This is a genomic window from Paenibacillus sp. FSL L8-0435 (genome assembly GCF_037965655.1).
Classification (GTDB): domain Bacteria; phylum Bacillota; class Bacilli; order Paenibacillales; family Paenibacillaceae; genus Paenibacillus.
In genome coordinates, this window is sequence record NZ_CP150185.1 from 3,278,565 (window position 1) to 3,297,269 (window position 18,705).

Annotated in this window: 14 protein-coding genes; 7 read left to right on the forward strand and 7 right to left on the reverse strand. The window is 44.3% G+C overall.

What is annotated here, in order from left to right:
* Positions 1-32 precede the first annotated feature (32 nt).
* The 3 genes from NST33_RS14330 to NST33_RS14340 all read right to left on the reverse strand — a co-directional run bounded on the left by NST33_RS14330 (position 33) and on the right by NST33_RS14340 (position 2,568).
* Positions 33-1,013, reverse strand: a complete 981-nt coding sequence (locus NST33_RS14330; protein ID WP_221819379.1) for an aldo/keto reductase — start codon at positions 1,011-1,013, stop codon at positions 33-35.
* A gap of 209 nt (positions 1,014-1,222) precedes the next feature.
* Complete coding sequence (locus tag NST33_RS14335) at positions 1,223-2,104, reverse strand: NmrA family NAD(P)-binding protein (protein ID WP_339185021.1); 882 nt, start codon at positions 2,102-2,104, stop codon at positions 1,223-1,225.
* A gap of 146 nt (positions 2,105-2,250) precedes the next feature.
* Positions 2,251-2,568 (reverse strand): helix-turn-helix domain-containing protein, encoded by a 318-nt coding sequence (locus NST33_RS14340; protein WP_017688544.1) that lies wholly within the window; start codon positions 2,566-2,568, stop codon positions 2,251-2,253.
* Between the two features lie 365 nt (positions 2,569-2,933).
* Between NST33_RS14340 and helD the strand changes: the two genes are divergently transcribed.
* Together helD and NST33_RS14350 are read left to right on the forward strand one after the other, a co-directional pair.
* Entirely contained in the window at positions 2,934-5,348 is a 2,415-nt protein-coding gene (gene helD, locus NST33_RS14345) for an RNA polymerase recycling motor HelD (protein WP_339308422.1), read from the forward strand.
* A 221-nt stretch (positions 5,349-5,569) separates the two neighbouring features.
* Positions 5,570-6,274, forward strand: a complete 705-nt coding sequence (locus NST33_RS14350; protein ID WP_221819376.1) for an SDR family oxidoreductase — start codon at positions 5,570-5,572, stop codon at positions 6,272-6,274.
* A 118-nt stretch (positions 6,275-6,392) separates the two neighbouring features.
* Here NST33_RS14350 and NST33_RS14355 read toward each other — a convergent pair whose 3' ends face one another.
* The 3 genes from NST33_RS14355 to NST33_RS14365 form a co-directional block, all read right to left on the reverse strand.
* Positions 6,393-7,223 (reverse strand): carbohydrate ABC transporter permease, encoded by an 831-nt coding sequence (locus tag NST33_RS14355; RefSeq protein WP_221819375.1) that lies wholly within the window; start codon positions 7,221-7,223, stop codon positions 6,393-6,395.
* Position 7,224: 1 nt separating this feature from the next.
* Positions 7,225-8,097 (reverse strand): sugar ABC transporter permease, encoded by an 873-nt coding sequence (locus NST33_RS14360; RefSeq protein WP_036616033.1) that lies wholly within the window; start codon positions 8,095-8,097, stop codon positions 7,225-7,227.
* 68 nt (positions 8,098-8,165) lie between these two features.
* The gene (locus tag NST33_RS14365) at positions 8,166-9,479 is read right to left on the reverse strand and encodes an ABC transporter substrate-binding protein (protein ID WP_221819374.1); all 1,314 of its coding nucleotides are present in this window, start codon (positions 9,477-9,479) and stop codon (positions 8,166-8,168) included.
* A gap of 207 nt (positions 9,480-9,686) precedes the next feature.
* On the opposite strand from NST33_RS14365, the gene NST33_RS14370 reads away from it, so the two are divergent.
* From NST33_RS14370 to NST33_RS14380, 3 genes are all read left to right on the forward strand, one after another.
* Positions 9,687-11,450 carry a histidine kinase gene (locus tag NST33_RS14370; protein WP_221819373.1) on the forward strand — a complete coding sequence of 588 codons (1,764 nt, stop codon included), beginning with the start codon at positions 9,687-9,689 and terminating at the stop codon, positions 11,448-11,450.
* A 16-nt stretch (positions 11,451-11,466) separates the two neighbouring features.
* Positions 11,467-12,993: a response regulator gene (locus NST33_RS14375; protein ID WP_221819372.1), complete on the forward strand. Its 1,527-nt coding sequence runs from the start codon at positions 11,467-11,469 to the stop codon at positions 12,991-12,993.
* Between the two features lie 243 nt (positions 12,994-13,236).
* Complete coding sequence (locus NST33_RS14380) at positions 13,237-15,222, forward strand: methyl-accepting chemotaxis protein (RefSeq protein WP_339308426.1); 1,986 nt, start codon at positions 13,237-13,239, stop codon at positions 15,220-15,222.
* A 91-nt stretch (positions 15,223-15,313) separates the two neighbouring features.
* Here NST33_RS14380 and NST33_RS14385 read toward each other — a convergent pair whose 3' ends face one another.
* Positions 15,314-16,186, reverse strand: a complete 873-nt coding sequence (locus NST33_RS14385; protein ID WP_221819371.1) for an AraC family transcriptional regulator — start codon at positions 16,184-16,186, stop codon at positions 15,314-15,316.
* Between the two features lie 246 nt (positions 16,187-16,432).
* Between NST33_RS14385 and NST33_RS14390 the strand changes: the two genes are divergently transcribed.
* Together NST33_RS14390 and NST33_RS14395 are read left to right on the forward strand one after the other, a co-directional pair.
* Positions 16,433-17,632: an MFS transporter gene (locus tag NST33_RS14390; RefSeq protein WP_221819370.1), complete on the forward strand. Its 1,200-nt coding sequence runs from the start codon at positions 16,433-16,435 to the stop codon at positions 17,630-17,632.
* A gap of 214 nt (positions 17,633-17,846) precedes the next feature.
* Entirely contained in the window at positions 17,847-18,602 is a 756-nt protein-coding gene (locus NST33_RS14395; protein ID WP_221819369.1) for a gamma-glutamyl-gamma-aminobutyrate hydrolase family protein, read from the forward strand.
* Positions 18,603-18,705: the final 103 nt, after the last annotated feature.

Consider the following 18,705-nt stretch of genomic DNA (forward strand, 5'->3'; position numbering starts at 1 on the left):
GAGGAGGTCTTCTATATTTTAAGCAAAAGGGATTATTGAGCACCTACTACAGGGTGAGGTACATAGGGCTCTTCAAGGAATGAGACGTCTTCTGAGGTCAACTTAACAGAAAGAGCACCTACCGCATCTTCCAGATGCGATATTTTGGTGGCACCGATAATTGGAGCCGCTACAGTGTCTTTTTGCAGCAACCACGAAAGTGCAATGTGTGTGCGAGGGACACCGTATTTTTCTGCAATGGATGCAACTCGTTCAACAACAAGCCGATCCGCATCACTTGTCGCATTGTACTTGGATTTCTGAATTTTGTCTGTCTCGGATCGGAGTGTCGATACGGACCAGTCACGAGTTAATCTGCCTGAAGCAAGAGGACTGTAGGGAGTTACACCAATCTTCTCTTCCTTGCATAAAGGCAACATTTCTCGTTCCTCTTCACGGTAGATGAGGTTCAAGTGGTTTTGCATGGAGACAAACTTGGTCCAACCATGTTTCTCTGCTACATGTAATGCTTTTTGGAACTGCCAAGCGAACATGGCTGAGGCCCCAATATATCTCACTTTACCGGACTTCACCACATCATGTAAGGCTTCCATGGTTTCTTCAATAGGCGTATTGTAGTCCCAACGATGAATGATATAAAGATCTACATAATCCGTTTCCAATCGTTTCAGGCTTTTATCGATCTCACTCAGGATGGCTTTTCTGGAAAGGCCAGAACCGTTGGGTCCTTGATGCATTTGTCCGTGTACTTTGGTAGCAATGACAACTTCATCCCGATTTGCGTAATCCTTTAACGCCCGACCAAGATATTCCTCACTTGTACCCAAAGAGTATATATTCGCTGTATCGAAGAAATTAATGCCTAGATCCAACGCTTTTTTGATCACCGGGCGAGAATTTTCTTCATTCAGTACCCATTCATGAACCCATTTACTGGCGTCCCCAAATCCCATACATCCGAGGCAAAATCGAGATACGTCCAAGCCTGTGTTACCAAGTTTCGTATATTCCATGTTATGTTCAAATCCTTTCTAATGTTTATTATTGCCACCTGTAAGGTGACCTATTTACACATTATTATGTCATAACAAATGGAACAACCTGTACCACATTACTATCAAAGTTTTGCCTAATCCTATCAGAATATCTGAATTCGTTTCTCTCGTTGGAGATTCAAAGGGCTTGTTCATGAATAGCAGCGAGAGGGGATTTCCAAGGAAAACTATTGTTTAATGATTGTTTGATGAATCCAATCACTAATTTTGGTTAATTTAAGATTTGCTTTGATGTTATCCTCCAACTCTTCATATCGTGGAAGAAGATCTGTATGCCCATCAATCCATTGGTACAATCCTTTAAGACCTGCTGCTGTCTCACTTCCCAACAAAGGCTGAATCGCTGCTTCAAAATGATCAAAAGGTAGAGACATGAAGCTGATCTTTTCACCTAATACAGCACTGAATTGTTCCGCTAATTGTGCACCTGTCAGGGCTTCTAATCCGGGTGCTGGGATAATACTTCCTGCCAATTCCGAATGAGTCAAGGCATAATAGTGGAATTGAGCTGCATCGTTTAAGCTAATCCAGGAGATCGGCTTGTCTGCTGGTACCGGGTAGGCCAAAACACCATTGTTCAGTATTCCAGGAATCAGGAAGTTTTCCAAATATACAATGGGTTCCACAATGATATATGGAAGACCACTTTGCTGCAATTCATGGATAACTTCACGTTTCAATTCAATTCCTTTGGAATGCGTGATAGGGTCAGGAACATAGGTGCCCGTGTTAACTACAATCAATTTAACGTTTGCCTGTATAGCAGCATCAATTGCATTTTTGGTATATTGTCTGATCTTATCCGGATTGAACTCCACCGGGAGGTTCAGGAATACTTTACTTATACCTTGATGCGCCGCATGGAGCTGTTCCACATCTGATAGATCCCCGATGAAAGCTTCAATGTTTTGTTCCTTTAGTGTTTTGGCTGTTGCCTCATTTCGAGTAATCGTGCGAACCTCACAACCGTGTTGAACGAGTATTTGAGCGACAGCGCCGCCTTGAGAGCCCGATGCTCCATATACTAAAAATCGATCATTCTGTGTCATAGTGGTCAATAACTTCCTTTCAATATGTCATTGGAATGGATGAGTTAACACTCAGCATTGACCTCAGCATAACGGATTTAGAATAGGAGCGTAAGTACGCACATTAATGATATAAAGTATCCCTTGGGATACTATGAGAAGGCGTTTTACATATGTTTCGATCCCCAATCACCTAGCTGGAACAAGATCGAAGTCAGGCTTTGTCCTTTTTCTGTAAGAGAATATTCGACTTTAGGCGGAACTACAGGGTGGGTAACACGGTTTATCAAACCAGCTTCTTCAAGTTCTCGTAATTGCCTGGTTAACGTGCGATGCGTAATGGGGTCAAGCATTTTCTGCAATTCATTGAATCGAATTGTTGAATGGCGGATGAGCCGATTTATAATTAATAGCTTCCATTTCCCACCAATCATATTGACTGCAAACTCAACAGGACAACGGTCCTCCACAGGTTCTATATTCATGTTTATGTATCCCTCCCAAATGCATCAACTTATGCTTCATGTTTCGTTCATTTTATCGAATTTATAAAGGGGTGTATAGCTTACCGCATTCAGGGTATGAACCATGCCCAGGACACAAAAAAGATGCCCCCAGTGTAGCTCAAGAGACATCTAGTTAATATGAATTATTTTTCAATTCAGACAGAACAGAAAAAAAGCATTGAACGTGAAAAAAAGCCATGATATAATCTATAGCGCAATTGACATTTCTATTGAATATAAAGGGTGAATCATTATTTCTCCTAATTTAATTTTACATCCGACATTCCGATTTGTCAATGCTCTTTTTTTGGTCCTAATAAATGGAAAATGGAGTGAACTCATTCATGGATAAAACAAACGAATGGAAGTTGGAAGAGGAAAGATTAGTACAGGTGAGGAACAAACTTCAGGCACGACTCGACGAGTTAGAACCGAAGGTTGCCGGACTGCATGAACAGGCTGCCGAAATTCGTAAACGGTTCTGGGAAGAAGTGACAATTAATACGGGTTCGTACACGGATTTTGAAGATGCATTTTATACCATTAATCAGCAGTCCAGAGTGTTGGCCGAGAGGGAGCGTGGACACAAGCTGTTAACACAACAATGGAAAAATACAAAGAGACTGCTTCCAACGCCGTATTTTGGCCGTTTCGACTATAAGGAAAAAGGCATGACATGGACTGAACAGATCTACATCGGTGTATCATCCTTCATGGATGAAGATGGATTGAACTTTCTAATCTATGACTGGCGTACGCCAATTGCGAGTCTGTACTATGATCACTCTCCCGGGCCAGCAAGTTATGACACACCTTCAGGACGAATCGACGGAAAGATGGAGCTCAAGCGTCAGTTCCAGATTCAACATGGGCAGCTTCATAGCATGTTTGATTCAACTGAGACGATTGGTGACGAATTGTTGCAGCAAGTGCTCGCCAAGGGTGCAGACTCACAAATGAAGAGCATTGTAGCAACAATCCAGAAGGAACAAAACGCCATTATCCGTGATGACCGAAGCCGAATGCTTATCGTTCAAGGGGCAGCTGGGAGTGGCAAGACGTCCGCTGCGTTACAGCGAGTGGCCTACTTACTATATAAACACCGCCAGACCGTCAAAGCAGATCAAATTGTACTTTTCTCGCCGAATCCGATGTTTACCAGTTATATTTCCACCGTGCTTCCGGAACTTGGCGAAGAGAACATGCAGCAGACAACTTTCCAGGAATATCTGAATTATTGGCTGGATTCCTCCTTACGACCAGAGGATGCCTTTGATCAGATTGAATATGTGCTGACAGCCCAAGAAGATCCGGGTTATGAAGCTCGTCTGGAGGCGATTAAGTACAAAGCTTCCGAGACATTCCTGCAAGTGCTCCAAAACTACGGTAAGTGGCTGGGGCGGGAGGGCATGCGGTTTAACGGTATTCAATTTCGGGGACGTGAATTCATCACTGCGGACCAAATTAAGACTCAATTTTACAGTTTGGATCAAAATCTTACCTTGTCTAACCGTATTCTTCTTTTGCAGGAATGGTTGCTGAGAGAACTCGTTTCGTTGGAACGTCTGGAACGGGAAGCAGACTGGGTTCAGGAGGAATTGAATTATCTGGACACGGATGAGTATGTGGAAGCTTTCCGCATGTTGCACAAAGAAAAGCCTGTGTTCGATGTGGCGGAAAAATACGCAGCTCGAGATAACGGTAATAACAGCGCAGAGCAAGATGAGGGTGCCTTTAACTTTGGAGTGCGGGAAGAGGAGTTGCTTCGTCAGAAACTGGTGAAAGACATGTTTAAACCGTTAAGAAAGAGTGTGCGGAAATTCCAGTTCGTGGATGTGAAAGGGATATACGAACAACTATTTGTAGATGAAGCCGCTTATCGGGAACAAACGAATGGGGCAATCCCCCCACAGCACTGGCCTGAGATTTGTAAACAGACCAAGGCCATGATCCTTCAGAACAAGCTTTTCCATGAAGATGCTACTCCGTATTTATATGTAAAAGAGATGATCGAAGGCGTCCGGACGAACACAGAGATTCGTTATGTCTTTGTCGATGAAGGCCAGGATTATTCAGCGTTTCAATACGAATATCTCAAGAAACTGTTTCCTCGTGCCCGCATGACGGTGCTGGGGGATTTCGAGCAGGCGATTTTTATGCAGGCTACGGATTTGGCAGCATCCAACTCGCCACTGGTTCACCTTTACGGAGAAGGCGAAACTACATTGATCCGGCTGGTACGCAGTTATCGTTCAACCAGAGAGATTGTTGAATTCACGAAATGCATGCTACCAGGGGGGGAAGAGATCAGACCGTTTGAAAGGGGAGATGAGAAGCCTCTTTTAACAAGAGTGAAGGACGAAAAGATGCGTGGTGCGCAGATTCTCGCAGACATCGCCTCGCTTAAGGCTGAGTGGTTTGATTCCATCGCTGTGATTACGAAGACCGCGGCTGAAAGCCGTGACGCCTATGAAAGGTTGCAAAGTCAAGGCGGCGAAGGGTTACAGCTCATAACAAAAGACACACAGATTTTCGAAAAAGGAATCATGGTTATTCCTGTGTATCTCGCGAAAGGCGTTGAGTTCGATGCTGTCCTGGTCTATGATGCTTCACCCGTCGCTTACAGCCAGGAATATGATCGCAAGCTTCTGTATACGGCATGCACACGGGCCATGCACAGACTTCATCTATACACAACGAGTGAGTGGTCACCGTTTGTGCAGGCATTACCTGCGAATCTGTATGACATAAAATCATAATCCATATGTAAATCCGTTCTCAATGAAGGACTAAAGAAAGATGCTCGGAGCCTTTTTTTAAAGGTTATCGGGCATCTTCTTTGTATAAAGACATGGATCATAAAAGTTATTCTTTACTGATCGTTCCCGATGTGATAGATTGTTAGTGGGAGTTATGAGAATGATCATTCTCATAACAGCTCAAAAATGAATACATTCTCAATGAGAGGGAGTAATAATAAATGAATATTTCCAAACAAGTTGCTATTGTAAGTGGGGCTAATCGAGGCTTGGGCAAGGAACTTGCTCTTGAACTGCTGGCGAGAGGAGCCAAAGTGTATGCTGGCGCGCGAAACCCTGAATCCATTGATCTGCCGGGGGCTATTCCACTGCAACTCGATATTACGGATCCTCAATCTGTCATGGCTGCAGCTGAGGTAGCTAGTGATGTAACCCTTCTAATTAATAATGCCGGTTCCGCTACGGGTGCTTCTCTGCTCACAGGTGAGCTGAACGATATTCACTTGGAATTCAATACACATGTATTCGGTACGCTTTCAATGATTCGTGCGTTTGCACCGGTAATAGAGAAGAATGGGGGAGGTTCGATACTGAATATCCTGTCTGCTCTATCTTGGCTCAGCCTTGGTAACTCAGGTGCATATTCAGCTGCAAAATCCGCTCAGTGGGGAATTACGAATGCATTACGTCTCGAATTAGCCCCTAAGAATGTTAGCGTTGCCGGATTACACGTCGCGTTCATGGATACGGATATGACAGCAGGTATTGACGCACCAAAAACGAGCCCAACGGATATTGCCAAAATTGCAATAGATTCCATCGAAGCGGATCTCTACGAAATTATTGCTGATGATACCAGTCGGAATGTACAACAGGGTCTTGCTGGTGGTGTTGCTGCCCTTTACCCGCAATTGTTTCAAAAATAAAGAGGCGTAGATGCATTTTCTCGCTAAAAATAAAACAACCCCCGCCAGATCTGGTGGGGGTTAAGTCTGTCATGAATTCTCTAATTCCATTCCTTCAAGAACGGTGAGAATATGAGGTTTAACCTTTAACTGCACCGGCAGTAAGGCCGCTGACAATATATTTTTGCCCGAATAGATACAGGATGAATACAGGCAGGGAAGTAAGCACGAGATTAGCGAAGATCAGGTTCCAGTCCCGGCTATATTTGCCGTAGAAATTGTAGATCGACAGTGGCATCGTCCATGTGGAACTGTCTGTCAGGAAGTACACAGGAATCGTGATGTCATTCCAGACGGACATGAACACCATGATGGCTACCGTTGCGTTAACGGGCAGAATGAGCGGTGTGACGATGCGGAAGAACACCCCGAACACACTTGCCCCTTCCAGAAATGCCACTTCGTCCAGTGCTCGTGGAATGGTTTTGATGAATCCACTATACAAGAATACACTGAACGCTGTATTTAACGCAGCGTAGATCAGGATAACACTTGTGATGCTGCCGTAGAATCCCAATCCCTGTACAACCCGTATGGTTGTAATAATCGACATTGGCGCAATCAGTCCCATGAAGAAATACATGTAGATCGTGCCGGATAGTTTGGTTTCCCGACGTGCCAGAATGAATGCCGCTGCCGAAGAAGCGACGATATTAATGATGGAAGATACGCCAGTAATCAAAATGCTGTTGAGGAACGCTCGCGACAGTCCGCCTTCTTGGAAGACACGAACATAGTTCGAGAACTGCCATGTTTCCGGAAAACTCAGGGAGAAGCTAAGCACCTCGGCGCTGGTTTTGAATGAACCAAAGATCAGAATGACAAGTGGCAACAGAACGATAAGAGAGGCCAGAATCAGGAAACCTTCCACGATATAGTTGCGGATGGCGAGTTTGCGTGTATAGCCCATGTTATTCCGTAACCTCCTTACGCCGCATGAAGATCAGTAGCGGTATAGCGATAATGGTAACGACCACGAAGAGAAGGGTGTTGACCGCCGTACCAAGTCCCCAGTTGCCTTCGCCGAAAGATCGCAGAATGATCGTACCTACGACCTGGGAAGCGTTACCCGGGCCACCACCGGTCATGACATATACTTCGGAGAATACTTTGAGTCCACCGATCAATGTCAGCATCAGGTTAATGTTAATCGCGGGCAGCAAGAGTGGTAGTGTGATTTTGAAAAAACTTCTCCACGAACTTGCGCCATCAATCTTGGCTGCCTCGTAATACTCTTGAGAAATGGACTGCAGGCCCGCCAGATAGATGGCCATCTGGAACCCGGCACTCTGCCAGATCGAGACGATGGCAATCGTCCAGATCACAATCGATGGGTTGGTAAGCCAAGCTTGGCTTAACGAATGTAATCCTACAGATTCCAACAAATTGTTGATTGTACCTTCGGTACGCAACATGGGAGTGAACAGAATGCTGATCACAAGAATGCTGAGTATGGAAGGGGAGTAGAAGATGGCGCGCAGCAGGTTCTTCGTTCTTAAACGCATGTTAAGTCCTACGGCCAGCAATAGGCCGATGACATTTTTGCCAACGACGGTGACGATTGCAAATATTGCCGTGTTTTTCAGCGCCAGAATAAGCGTTTTGTCTGAGAAAATTTTCTTGAAATTATCCCACCCGATGAACTTCAGCTCCAGCCGATCCAGCCGCCAATCCGTGAATGAATAATAGAAAGCGGCGAGAGCAGGCACAACAAAAAAGATGGAGTAGATAATCAGTGCGGGAAATATCATGTAATACGAGTACAGATTTTTAGTCCTTTTCATGTCTCACACTCCATTATAACCAGGCAGCATAACGATCGATCCTGTTATGCTGCCTTATATTTCACTCTTTAGAAACCTTCTACACCTTTATCCTGCATTAGCTGACTGAACTTCTCATCCCAGAATTTCAGTACTTCTTCCGGTGACAATCCACCTGCAAATTGATCCTGTAACAACCGATACAGTTCGCTGCGATCAACCAGCATATATGCATCCGTTGTCAGCACGGTTTTCTTCGGCGTAATATAATTGTCTACAATATCCTGTTTGTAAGCTGGCAGTTCCGGTGTAGTAACGTCACTGAAATTGGATACGTATCCTTTGGAGTCCACGATCTGTTGTGCGACATCCTTGGAAGCGATGTAATCAAGGAACTGTTTGGCTTCATCCAGATGTTTGGATTTCTTCGGAATGAACAATTGCCCACCCAGTGGACTTGCACCCAGACTGGCATTGTCTGACGATGGAATCGGGAACACGCCCAGTTCCATATTTGGATCTTGCTCAGCAACGCCTTCAATTAACCAATCGCCCATAAACATCATGGCTACTTCCTTGTTCAGGAATTTACCTACGGCCATGTCATAGCTGTCGCTAAGCACATCCGTGTTGGTGTAACCTTTGGTGTAAATTTCATATTGTTGTTCCAGGAATGTTTTGAATTCCGGGATATCAGACCATTTTTTCTTATTGCTGTTCAACTCATCAAAAAAAGTCGGTTCATTTTTGGCTACAAAATCGGCAAAAGCTGCAGCAGGCCAGATGTTGGCAGCCCAGGCATCTTTGTAAGGCATGAATACGGGAGTAATGCCACTTGCTTTAATTTTTTCACAGAGCGCCAGAAATTCTTCGTAGTTGGTTGGAATCGACAACCCGAATTCTTCAAAGATTTGTTTGTTATACACGACCCCTTGCATTCCCGTATCTTGGCTAACATGGAAACTGTAGAGGTGACCACCAGATGAGAGGACGTCTTTGTTCACGATTCTGCTCGCCCAAGGTTCGTTATCGAGAATCTCGAAGTTACGTTCAAGGTTCAGGTCCGTGACTGCGCTCGCCAGATTATATTGAATAATGTCAGGTGTTTCATCTACAGCCAGTTTGGTTTGCAGTACCGTCGTTGTTTGTTCCGCTGGAATCAGCTGCAAATTCACGCGGATATTCGTTTGTTTTTCGAATGCATCGAGAATGTCCTGCTGGATGAAAGCAGAGTCCTGAGAACTTTTAGAGATGGCCAGCTCCAATGTGACTTTGCCACTCTTGCTGTCCCCGCCAGCAGCTGTGCCGGAATCGGTACCTCCTGATCCACAAGCCGTTAACGAGACCGATAATAAACTGGCCAGAATAATAGAAAGCGCTTTTTTTCTTTTTATTGTTTTCAATGCAAATCCCCCTCTAAAACGTTTGATGAATCCGTTTACAAATCCGATTATAGATTCTTTTATCGCCCCGGTACATGTCTGTGCTTGAACGTTGATGTGTAAAATCCTGAACTTGAAATCGCTATCATTTCATGAAGTACCGTGATACAGTAGGACATAAATCTAAGGGATTTCACATCATGTCAGAACAGGAGGGTAACTCTGAGAATGGCAAAGCTCATACATAAGGCAACTCAATTCAGTTTGCAGACAAAGGTGTTTTTGACATTTCTGGCTCTACTTTTGTTCGTGCTGGGCTGTTTTATCGTGTATGTCAATGTGATCGTTGTCCGCCCGCTCAAACTGAAAACAGAGCAGGATACGCTCGTTACAGCTACGAAGGTAAGAGAGCAAGTTGATCTCTACGTAGAACAACAGAACCAGATGTCACAGCGAATATTATCCAGTAAAAATATATTTGCAGCCATGGACAAGAGCTCCTCAGCGCATAGTAATTATGAAAGGCTGAAACAGATTCGGATCATCAAAGATATCATGTTTCAGGCCATCGGGCCGAGTATGAATATCAAAGACATGTCCATCTACGACAATCACGGGATTCTCCTGACAACATATCTGGGCTCAGGCAACCCTCCCGCAATCCTGAACACCATGATGGAGAGTAGTCAGATCGGACGAGATTGGACGGAAAGTGGTTTTGTTCTGCTGCGTCAAGATGATACGATCTCCTTTGTGCGCACGATCAATGATCAGAACGGCAAGGTGTACGGTTACCTTAGCATCCAGATGGAACAGGCCTATATACAGAACCTAACGGAGGGCATTACCGCTGGTGATGTCTATATTCTGAATACGCAAGGGGAGCAGATGACGGGCTCGGAAGCAGGTGTGACATTTGCCAATTGGACAAAGCCTGCATCAGACGAGGGACTGGATGTGGACAAAAACGACAATTATATCACACATTCCACTTCACCCAGTACAGGTTGGATCACGTATATCATAACGCCCAAAAAATCTGTTCTTGGCTCGATCCATTCGGTTCAGACGATGTCCATTCTGCTGATTACGGCACTGATGCTGGTTTCATTTGTGTATATCTTCCTGTCGACACGTAACCTGCTGCTGCCTATCCGCAAGCTGCGCGGTCAGATCTGGCGCATGAACTACAGCAATATGAATCTGAAGGTGGATGAAACGCCGAAGAATAACGATCTCTTATTGCTGAATGAAGCCTTTCAGGATCTGATGGAGAGGCTGCAACAGTCAATTGACCGGGAAAAATCGGCGCTTCATGAAGAAGTAAAGGCGCGTAATTCGGCGCTGCAAGCCCAGATTGCACCTCATTTTATTCATAATGTTCTATACCTGATCAGTATTGCCGCCCAAGAGGGGAAGACCAAAGTTGTATCGGATATGTGCAAACATCTTTCGGACAGTCTGCGTTATATTGTCTCTTCACCCTACGCGCATGTGACTTTGGCTGAGGAGCTTCAACATACGAGACATTATCTGTCCCTTGTACAACAAAAGTACGAAGAGGATCTGGAGTGGGACATCCGTGCAGACGAGCTGGCGAACGAAATCCGGTTGCCGCGCTTGGTCATTCAGCCATTTGTGGAAAACTGCATTGAACATGCCTTTGCCAACACCGCGCCGCCTTGGCGTATCCAGATTACCGTGAAGCAATATAACGGATTATGGGCTTTGGAGATCAAAGATAACGGTGAGGGCTTTCCACCGGATAAGATCCAGGAGATTTTAACCAATATTCAGGCATCGGGTTCTGGAATGAACCAGACTGCCGATGGTGGGACAGCCCTTGGTAACATGGGAATTATCAACAGTGTCAATCGACTCAAACTAATGTATAACAACCGGCTCTTTATTAATATATTTAACAATCATGCGGAAGAGCAACATGGAGCAACGATTCAAATCATCGGCTCACTGACGAGAGATTTTTACTAGCGAGGAGGGACAGGCGATGTATAACGTTATGATCGTTGAGGATAGCAAACCGATATTACGTAATATTAAAATGCTCTTGGAGACGCTGAGCTTCCCGATTCGTGTAGCGGCTACGGCAACGAATGGAGAAGAAGCCTTGGCAGCGATCAAGCAGTCACCGATTGATCTGCTGTTGACCGATATACGAATGCCGAAAATGGATGGGCTGTCCCTGATTGAGCAAGCCAAAATTGCCAACCCGGATCTGAAGGTCATCTTGATTAGCGGTTATAGCGATTTTGAATACACAAGAAAAGCATTGAACCTGCAAGTGTTTGACTATTTGTTAAAACCTGTCGAGCGAGAGGCGCTTGAAGAAGTCATGGGTCGGGTAATTGACCAACTTGATCAACAGATGTCCAAGGAACTGCTGGATTTGCAGGAAATCATTCATCCCCAATGTGAGACTACGCCGAAACAGGGGGAGGCGTTTCCGCCTTTATTCAGCCAGATGATGATCATTATGAGCAAACAGCCTTTTACCGCAGGGCATGAACGATGGGTGCAGGTGAAACTTGAGGGTATAGTGCAGGATTTTTTTGCATTCCATCCTTGTCGTGTTTACACTAGTCAAACCCCATATCAATTTGTTGCTTTTATCAACAAGAGTGCACTTGAGGTGTACTCTTCCGTACATGAATGTCTTGAGTCGTTGCGACGGCATTTGGTTGCGCATGACATCGATGCGATCATTGGAGGACAACTTCTATTCACTGAGTCTGGTAATCTGCCTGAGCTCTATCACCGCGTGTCGACCATTTTGTCGGAGCAGCAACGGTTGAAACAAGGAATGGTGTTGGATACCGGGAGTCCGGTGTCGATGGCCAGATCCGAGACAGGTTGTCTGGATCCGGTGCAGGAATCTGCTTTTGTACAGATGATACAGGCTCGGCAGAAAGAACGGTTTGCTCTTAAATTATCCGAATTACTGAATCGATGGGCAGAGGAAAATGTACATATGACCGAGGTGGAGCGGTTTATCGGATTGATCGTAGACACGTTTGCTCATCTGTACGAGGAACAAGGGGCGGGCATGAGATTGGGTCTGGAGCTTCGGTCAAGACAATTCGCCCAAGCACAGTCCTATGCCGATTTTTGCCGAGAACTGACGGAATGGACGGAACAGTGCTTCGATATGCTGCAATCCCACGTTAGAAAAAGCAAGGCGATTCTGTTCGAACAGATCGACGATTACGTAAAACTAAATAAATACTCTCAATTATCTATCAACGACATTGCTTTGAAGTTTCACGTTAGCCCGTCGTATGTCAGCAGAGTGATCAAAAATGCAACGCAAATTACGTTTGTTCAGTATTACACCCGGCTTCGCATTCAGGAGGCCTGCAGACTGATGGAAAGTCAACCCGACATGAAGTTTAAGGAAGTATCCGATTTGTTGTCATTTAGCGACCAGCACTATTTCTCGAAGGTGTTCAAAGAGTATACGGGGCTAAGTCCTACGGATTATAAACAACAGATGTCTGGTATAAAGACCCAATCATAGTTAACAAACCCTTTTTATTTATGTTATAATACTAAACAAATACGGCTTGTTACTGAATTCATTCAGGCAATACCTATGTATATACATGCTCAAAGTTTCTTTGGGTGTGCATATATATGGGTTTTTTTGCGTTTACTGGCCGATTAGTTCTACCAAAAATGAATAAAGAGAGGAAGATTGAACTTGAAAAAGGAAAGTGAAAAAAGGTCATTTTATAAGAAAGGAGGAGCCGTTTTACGATTAATGAGTACTCGACTCATTGCAGCTTTCCTTGCGGTACTTATTATCCCCACTGCACTTATCGGATATTTCTCGTATCATAGTGCCAAAGATCAAGTACAACAAAAAATGACAGAGCCCATCAATACAATATTAACGATGACAGGACAACATATTAACAATCTGGTGGGGGAAAAAGCAGCATTATTGAGTTACATAGACAGCATGTATGGTTCCAATCCCAGTCAGGCGAACAACGAAGCAGTACAATTAGGAATCGACCAGTTAGCTGATACATATCCTGATATTCTTGCCATAACCGTAGGCAACGACCAAGGCAGTGTTATATCTTCTCCAGCAATTGAGGATGCAACATATGATCCACGCAGCACAGAATGGTACACCAATGGTATAAGTAACAATGGATCACTCTATTTTTCGAGTATTATGAATGATCCGGCATCCGGGAAGATTTACGTAGAGATTTCAAAAGCTCTTTCAGATGAACATGGTGTAGCAAGTATTAAACTTGATCTGGAGCGATTAGCAAATGAAATATCGCTTGTGGATGTCGGAGGGAATGGAAGTCTGATTGTGGTTGACTCCAATCGAACGATTGCGGCTTGGTCCGGTGCGATTGCAAAAGGTGGAGGAGGAGAGCTCGGCGGAGCACTTATTGAGGGAATTCCAGTCCATCCTAATACGGCTTCAAGTTCCGATGAACCGATGGCATTTTCCCAATTTGTTAGAACGGATCTGGCGTATGATCTGGAAGTGTATAACGGTATTAACGCTTTGACGGGTTGGAATGTCATTGCTTTGATGGGCCATGAAGATTTTATCGCCGCAGCGAAACCCATTATGGTATCGAGTCTAACGGTCATTGTTATATCTGTATTGATTGCCAGTGTAATTATTTTCTTCATTCTGAGATCTTTTATCGTACCTATGCAAAAACTGCGAAAGGCCACCCGTAGCGTAAGCGAAGGGAATCTGTCTGAACGGGTGAATCTGAAAACCGAAAACGAATTTGGTATATTGGCAAATGATTTTGACCAAATGACCATCTCCCTTCAATCGGTGGTTGCTGAACTTCATCAGACGTCATCGTTGTTAAGCCACTCTTCCCAAATGATTCAGGAAAGTACAGAACAAACCACCCAGTCGGTTCAACATGTAGCTGAAACCATGCACCAGACTGCTGAATCAGCTATTGTTGGGGCGGAGAATTCGGAACAAACCGCGAATGCCGTAGAAGAGATGGCGAGAGGCATCAGTACAATTGCAGAATCTGCGAGTGCGATTGTGGATTCGGCTGAAGAGACGGAGCGCGCTGTTGCTAATGGTGGGAAAACGATAAACCAGGTCGGAGAACAAATGGAACATATTCTCGGAGCTGTTGAAGAAACCTCGGCATTGATTAATGAGCTGTCCAGTCTATCCGCTGAAGCCAATCGAATGAATGAAGCGATTGCGGATATCTCTCGGCAAACCAATCTTCTATCACTGAATGCCTCTATTGAAGCATCAAGAGCAGGAGAACACGGAAAAGGTTTTGCTGTTGTTGCAGGCGAAGTACGAACGCTATCGATGCAATCCAAACAAAGTGCGGACGAGATTGGCGCTACCATTGGCAAAATGCTTGATCTGATTGCCAAATCCACGTCTCTTATGAATGATAAAGTTCGTAATCAAGTTGGTGAAGGAATGCGGATCAGCCAAGAAGCTTCAGCAACCATATCAAACATCGAACAATATACAACGCATATCGTGGATCAAATTCAGGACATTTCCGCTGTCTCAGAACAGTTGTCTGCCAGTACGGAAGAAGTCTCGGCTACCGTTGCCGCGATGAGTCACATCTCTAAAGTGTCGGCTGATAGTGCTCAGACAACTTCAGCAGCAGCCCAACAGCAAATGGCGGCGATGCAGGAGATATCAGCATCATCTGCACAGCTATCCAAAACAGCTGAGAATATGCAAGAACTGGTTCGCCGGTTTAAACTCTAGAGTAGATGTATGTAAGTGTATAAGGAAACGTAAATAGCCAAGGCGCTCCCCAAATTGGAGCGCCTTTTTGGGTTTAGAGAGATTGGTGAAATTAGTAAGAATGTGACACCTCATCCCCGAACATATCCTTTTGATTCTTTTTCCGGAAACTTCGAGGTGATTCACCAACCGTTTTGGTAAATAAAATTGTAAAGTAATTGGGGTTATCGTACCCGACCAGTTTGGCAATTTCCCATATTTTTTTGTTGGTTGAGACTAATAATCGGGTGGCTTCACCCATTCTTCGTTGGATCAGGTAATGATAAGGAGAAGTGCCATAGTGATTTTTGTACATATGAATTAAGTAATAAAAATCGATATGAAATTGATCTGCCAATTCTTTGAGTTTAATATTTTGCCGATAGTTGGTATCCAAATAGTCTTTAATGCTCTCAGCAAGGGTATTACTCCCAACGATCTCCCCACTAGGAAGCTGTTGACGGGACTGCCGATCGATGATCAGAAGTATTGCTTTCAGGACATGCCCAGAGATCAACTCGTATCCAGGTTCCCGGATTGAAAATTCATTGAAGAGAGTCTGCATTAACGAATGGAGCTCATCGGAATATCGGTTTGCTCGAATGATCGGATTGTTAGAGGGAGGAATGACCCAATCCTCAAGGGTCTGGGTTCCTTCTGTAAAACGAAAGCCGCAATAAAAGGTGGATAACGGGAATTCAGGATTGGACTTCTCCTCGTGAAGAGTACCCTTGTTATAAATGAGCATGTCCCCTTTTTGAGCCCAGTGTTTGGTGCCGTCAATGGTGAACAATCCTTTGCCTTCAGTTACGTAGATAATCTCATGCAGATCGTCATGTTTATGCGTCGGAAAGCTCCAATGCGGATTGTCGGCCAGTTTTCCTACATAAATAATGGTGCAATCTCGATTTGGATGCAGTTGGCCGAATTCGTGGTGTGTATTCATCTATGTCTTCCCTTCAGAATTAGTAATGAAAGTCTGTGTTGAAATGACAACATATATAATGTTTTGCAATAAAACCACAACAACCTTGATTGTCGCCATGGCGTATCTGACAGTACAATTTCACTATCCAAAATGTAACTATATATCGAAAGTGAAGGGATGGGAAAGCAGAAAATACATGATTACGGATCGTCAAAAGAATTGAAGCGCTTGCAACAATAGAAAGGATTAGTGAGTATTGATTTTATGACTAGAAATAGAGAGAACCTACTTATTTTAACGCTTACGCTCGTTAGTTTTGTACTGGGAACAACCGAGTATGTCATCGTAGGTGTGTTAAAGGAAATTGAAAGTTACATGAAAGTATCCCTTGCTGCCGCGGGGATGCTTGTCTCCGGTTTTGCGATTGCATACGCAGTGGGTACACCATTTGCTGTGGCCTTCTTAGCCAAAATATCCAGAAGAAGTTCCATATTGATTGGATTTGCAATCGTGTTGGCATTAAATCTATTGACCGTGTTCTCAACAACGTTCTCTTCGTTGATGGCCATTCGCATCGTGTCAGCCGTTGCTTGTGGACTTACGATATCGCTTTCGATCTCGATTGTAAGCGACGCAGTGAACCGGGAGCGAAGAGGGGAAGCTATCGCCTGGATTTTGGGCGGATTTTCAATCGCAAATGTGCTAGGTGTTCCGCTCGGTACATTTATCGGACAACATCTGAGCTGGTCCATGACGTTTGTTGTTACGGCATGCATAGGTGTTGTGCCGTTGATGTTCATGTTCCGTATTCTGCCACGCCAAACAACAACGATTGCAGGTTCGTTCAGTGATCAGATGTCTCTATTTGTGAAGCCAAGGATATTGCTGGCCTGTCTGATCCCGGTACTTGGAAACAGCTGTATTTTCGTCGTTTTTACGTACATTACGCCACTCCTCAGTGAGACTATGGGTGTGCCAGTGAAATGGATTAGTGCCGTACTCCTGATCTATGGGGCCTGCAGCATCCTGAGTAACTGGATTGGTGCCAAAATAGCCAAGGGTGACTTCCTGCCCAAGCTAAAGCGGCTTTTCGTCATCCAGGCGATCCTCTTCCTGGGCATGAGTTTTGCCGTTTCCAATCTGTGGCTCGGCTTGGCGTTTCTGTTCCTGATTGGATGTCTGTCATCCTCCATGAGCGCGGCATCCCAGTTATATTTGTTTGATGTGTCAGGATCGATCTCACCGGGGTCCAAAGCATTTGCATCTACACTCCTGCCTGTGGCGGCCAATGTAGGTATAGCGTTAGGCTCCGGCGTTGGAGGAATTGCTGTTAATATGGGTGGTGTCCAGTGGGTTCCTCCAGTTGCTGTGATGCTTGCCTTGCTGGCTTATGTCATTACCCTGATATGCCAGCGTTCCATTCAAGTGAATTCAGACGAAGTAACCACTGTAAAAGCAGCTTAGATGAGATGCTGTTTAAACTAAACGAATGAATGAATATATGGGATTGGAACTACAAACAAAGTCGCTGTTATGCGGCTTTGTTTGTTTTTTTTAGTTTTCCAGCATTCCGGATGAAACGGGTTCGCAGATAATAGAGGTAGGATAATGCAATAATTCAGTGAATTTATATATGAAGAGATCTGATAAAATGAATGAAAAGCTTGGAGGTAAAGCCATGAAAAAGCCCATGATCGGTGTACTGCCTTTGTATGATACGGACAAAAAAAGTTACTGGATGCTTCCTGAATATATGAACGCCATAGAAGGAGCAGGTGGGATTCCAATTATGCTGCCTTTGACAACGGATACCGAGATCATAGCAACGCTGGCTAATCAGTTCGATGGTTTCCTGTTCACCGGGGGACATGATCTCAATCCTGAGCTGTATCATGAGCTTGCAGAGGTTACCTGTGGAGAGTTATGTATTGAACGCGATATGATGGAGTCGATATTATTACAAAAAGTAATTGAGATTGATAAGCCTGCTTTTGGCATATGCCGTGGACTACAACTATTTAACGTTATGTTGGGTGGAACGTTATATCAAGACATTCCGACTAGCCTTCAACTTCATGGGAACAAGATCGTTAATCACAAGCAAAGTCCGCCGTATACGAATCTTGTACATGATGTACATATTGAGGAAAATAATATCCTATACGATATTTTGCAAACAGATACGATAAAAGTGAACAGTTATCACCATCAGGGAATCAAGATGTTATCGGATAAGTTAACTGCTGTGGCAGTCGCTGAAGATGGACTCGTTGAATCCGCGGTAATGCCGAACCGCTCGTTTGTTTTGGCTGTGCAGTGGCATCCAGAGTACAGCTACAAAGTAGATGACTACAGTCAGAAGTTATTTGCGGCGTTTGTTAATGCTGCTAAATCCCCACGCTATAGTACCCATATTGAAGACATAACCGCATAATATGAAAAAGAAAAAAGACCTCCTATTTATAAAAACAGAGGAGGTCTTTGTATTGGTGAATGTAGTCGTAATAGTAATCATGGTATTACCATTACGATTGTTG

Bases quoted from the DNA above. Each gene is read 5' to 3' on its own strand.
- NST33_RS14360 (WP_036616033.1), bottom strand. From the start codon at position 8,097: ATGAAAAGGACTAAAAATCTGTACTCGTATTACATGATATTTCCCGCA.
- NST33_RS14355 (WP_221819375.1), bottom strand. From the start codon at position 7,223: ATGGGCTATACACGCAAACTCGCCATCCGCAACTATATCGTGGAAGGT.
- NST33_RS14335 (WP_339185021.1), bottom strand. From the start codon at position 2,104: ATGACACAGAATGATCGATTTTTAGTATATGGAGCATCGGGCTCTCAA.
- NST33_RS14375 (WP_221819372.1), top strand. From the start codon at position 11,467: ATGTATAACGTTATGATCGTTGAGGATAGCAAACCGATATTACGTAAT.
- NST33_RS14350 (WP_221819376.1), top strand. From the start codon at position 5,570: ATGAATATTTCCAAACAAGTTGCTATTGTAAGTGGGGCTAATCGAGGC.
- NST33_RS14385 (WP_221819371.1), bottom strand. From the start codon at position 16,186: ATGAATACACACCACGAATTCGGCCAACTGCATCCAAATCGAGATTGC.
- NST33_RS14370 (WP_221819373.1), top strand. From the start codon at position 9,687: ATGGCAAAGCTCATACATAAGGCAACTCAATTCAGTTTGCAGACAAAG.
- NST33_RS14330 (WP_221819379.1), bottom strand. From the start codon at position 1,013: ATGGAATATACGAAACTTGGTAACACAGGCTTGGACGTATCTCGATTT.
- NST33_RS14340 (WP_017688544.1), bottom strand. From the start codon at position 2,568: ATGAATATAGAACCTGTGGAGGACCGTTGTCCTGTTGAGTTTGCAGTC.
- helD (WP_339308422.1), top strand. From the start codon at position 2,934: ATGGATAAAACAAACGAATGGAAGTTGGAAGAGGAAAGATTAGTACAG.
- NST33_RS14390 (WP_221819370.1), top strand. From the start codon at position 16,433: ATGACTAGAAATAGAGAGAACCTACTTATTTTAACGCTTACGCTCGTT.
- NST33_RS14380 (WP_339308426.1), top strand. From the start codon at position 13,237: ATGAGTACTCGACTCATTGCAGCTTTCCTTGCGGTACTTATTATCCCC.
- NST33_RS14395 (WP_221819369.1), top strand. From the start codon at position 17,847: ATGAAAAAGCCCATGATCGGTGTACTGCCTTTGTATGATACGGACAAA.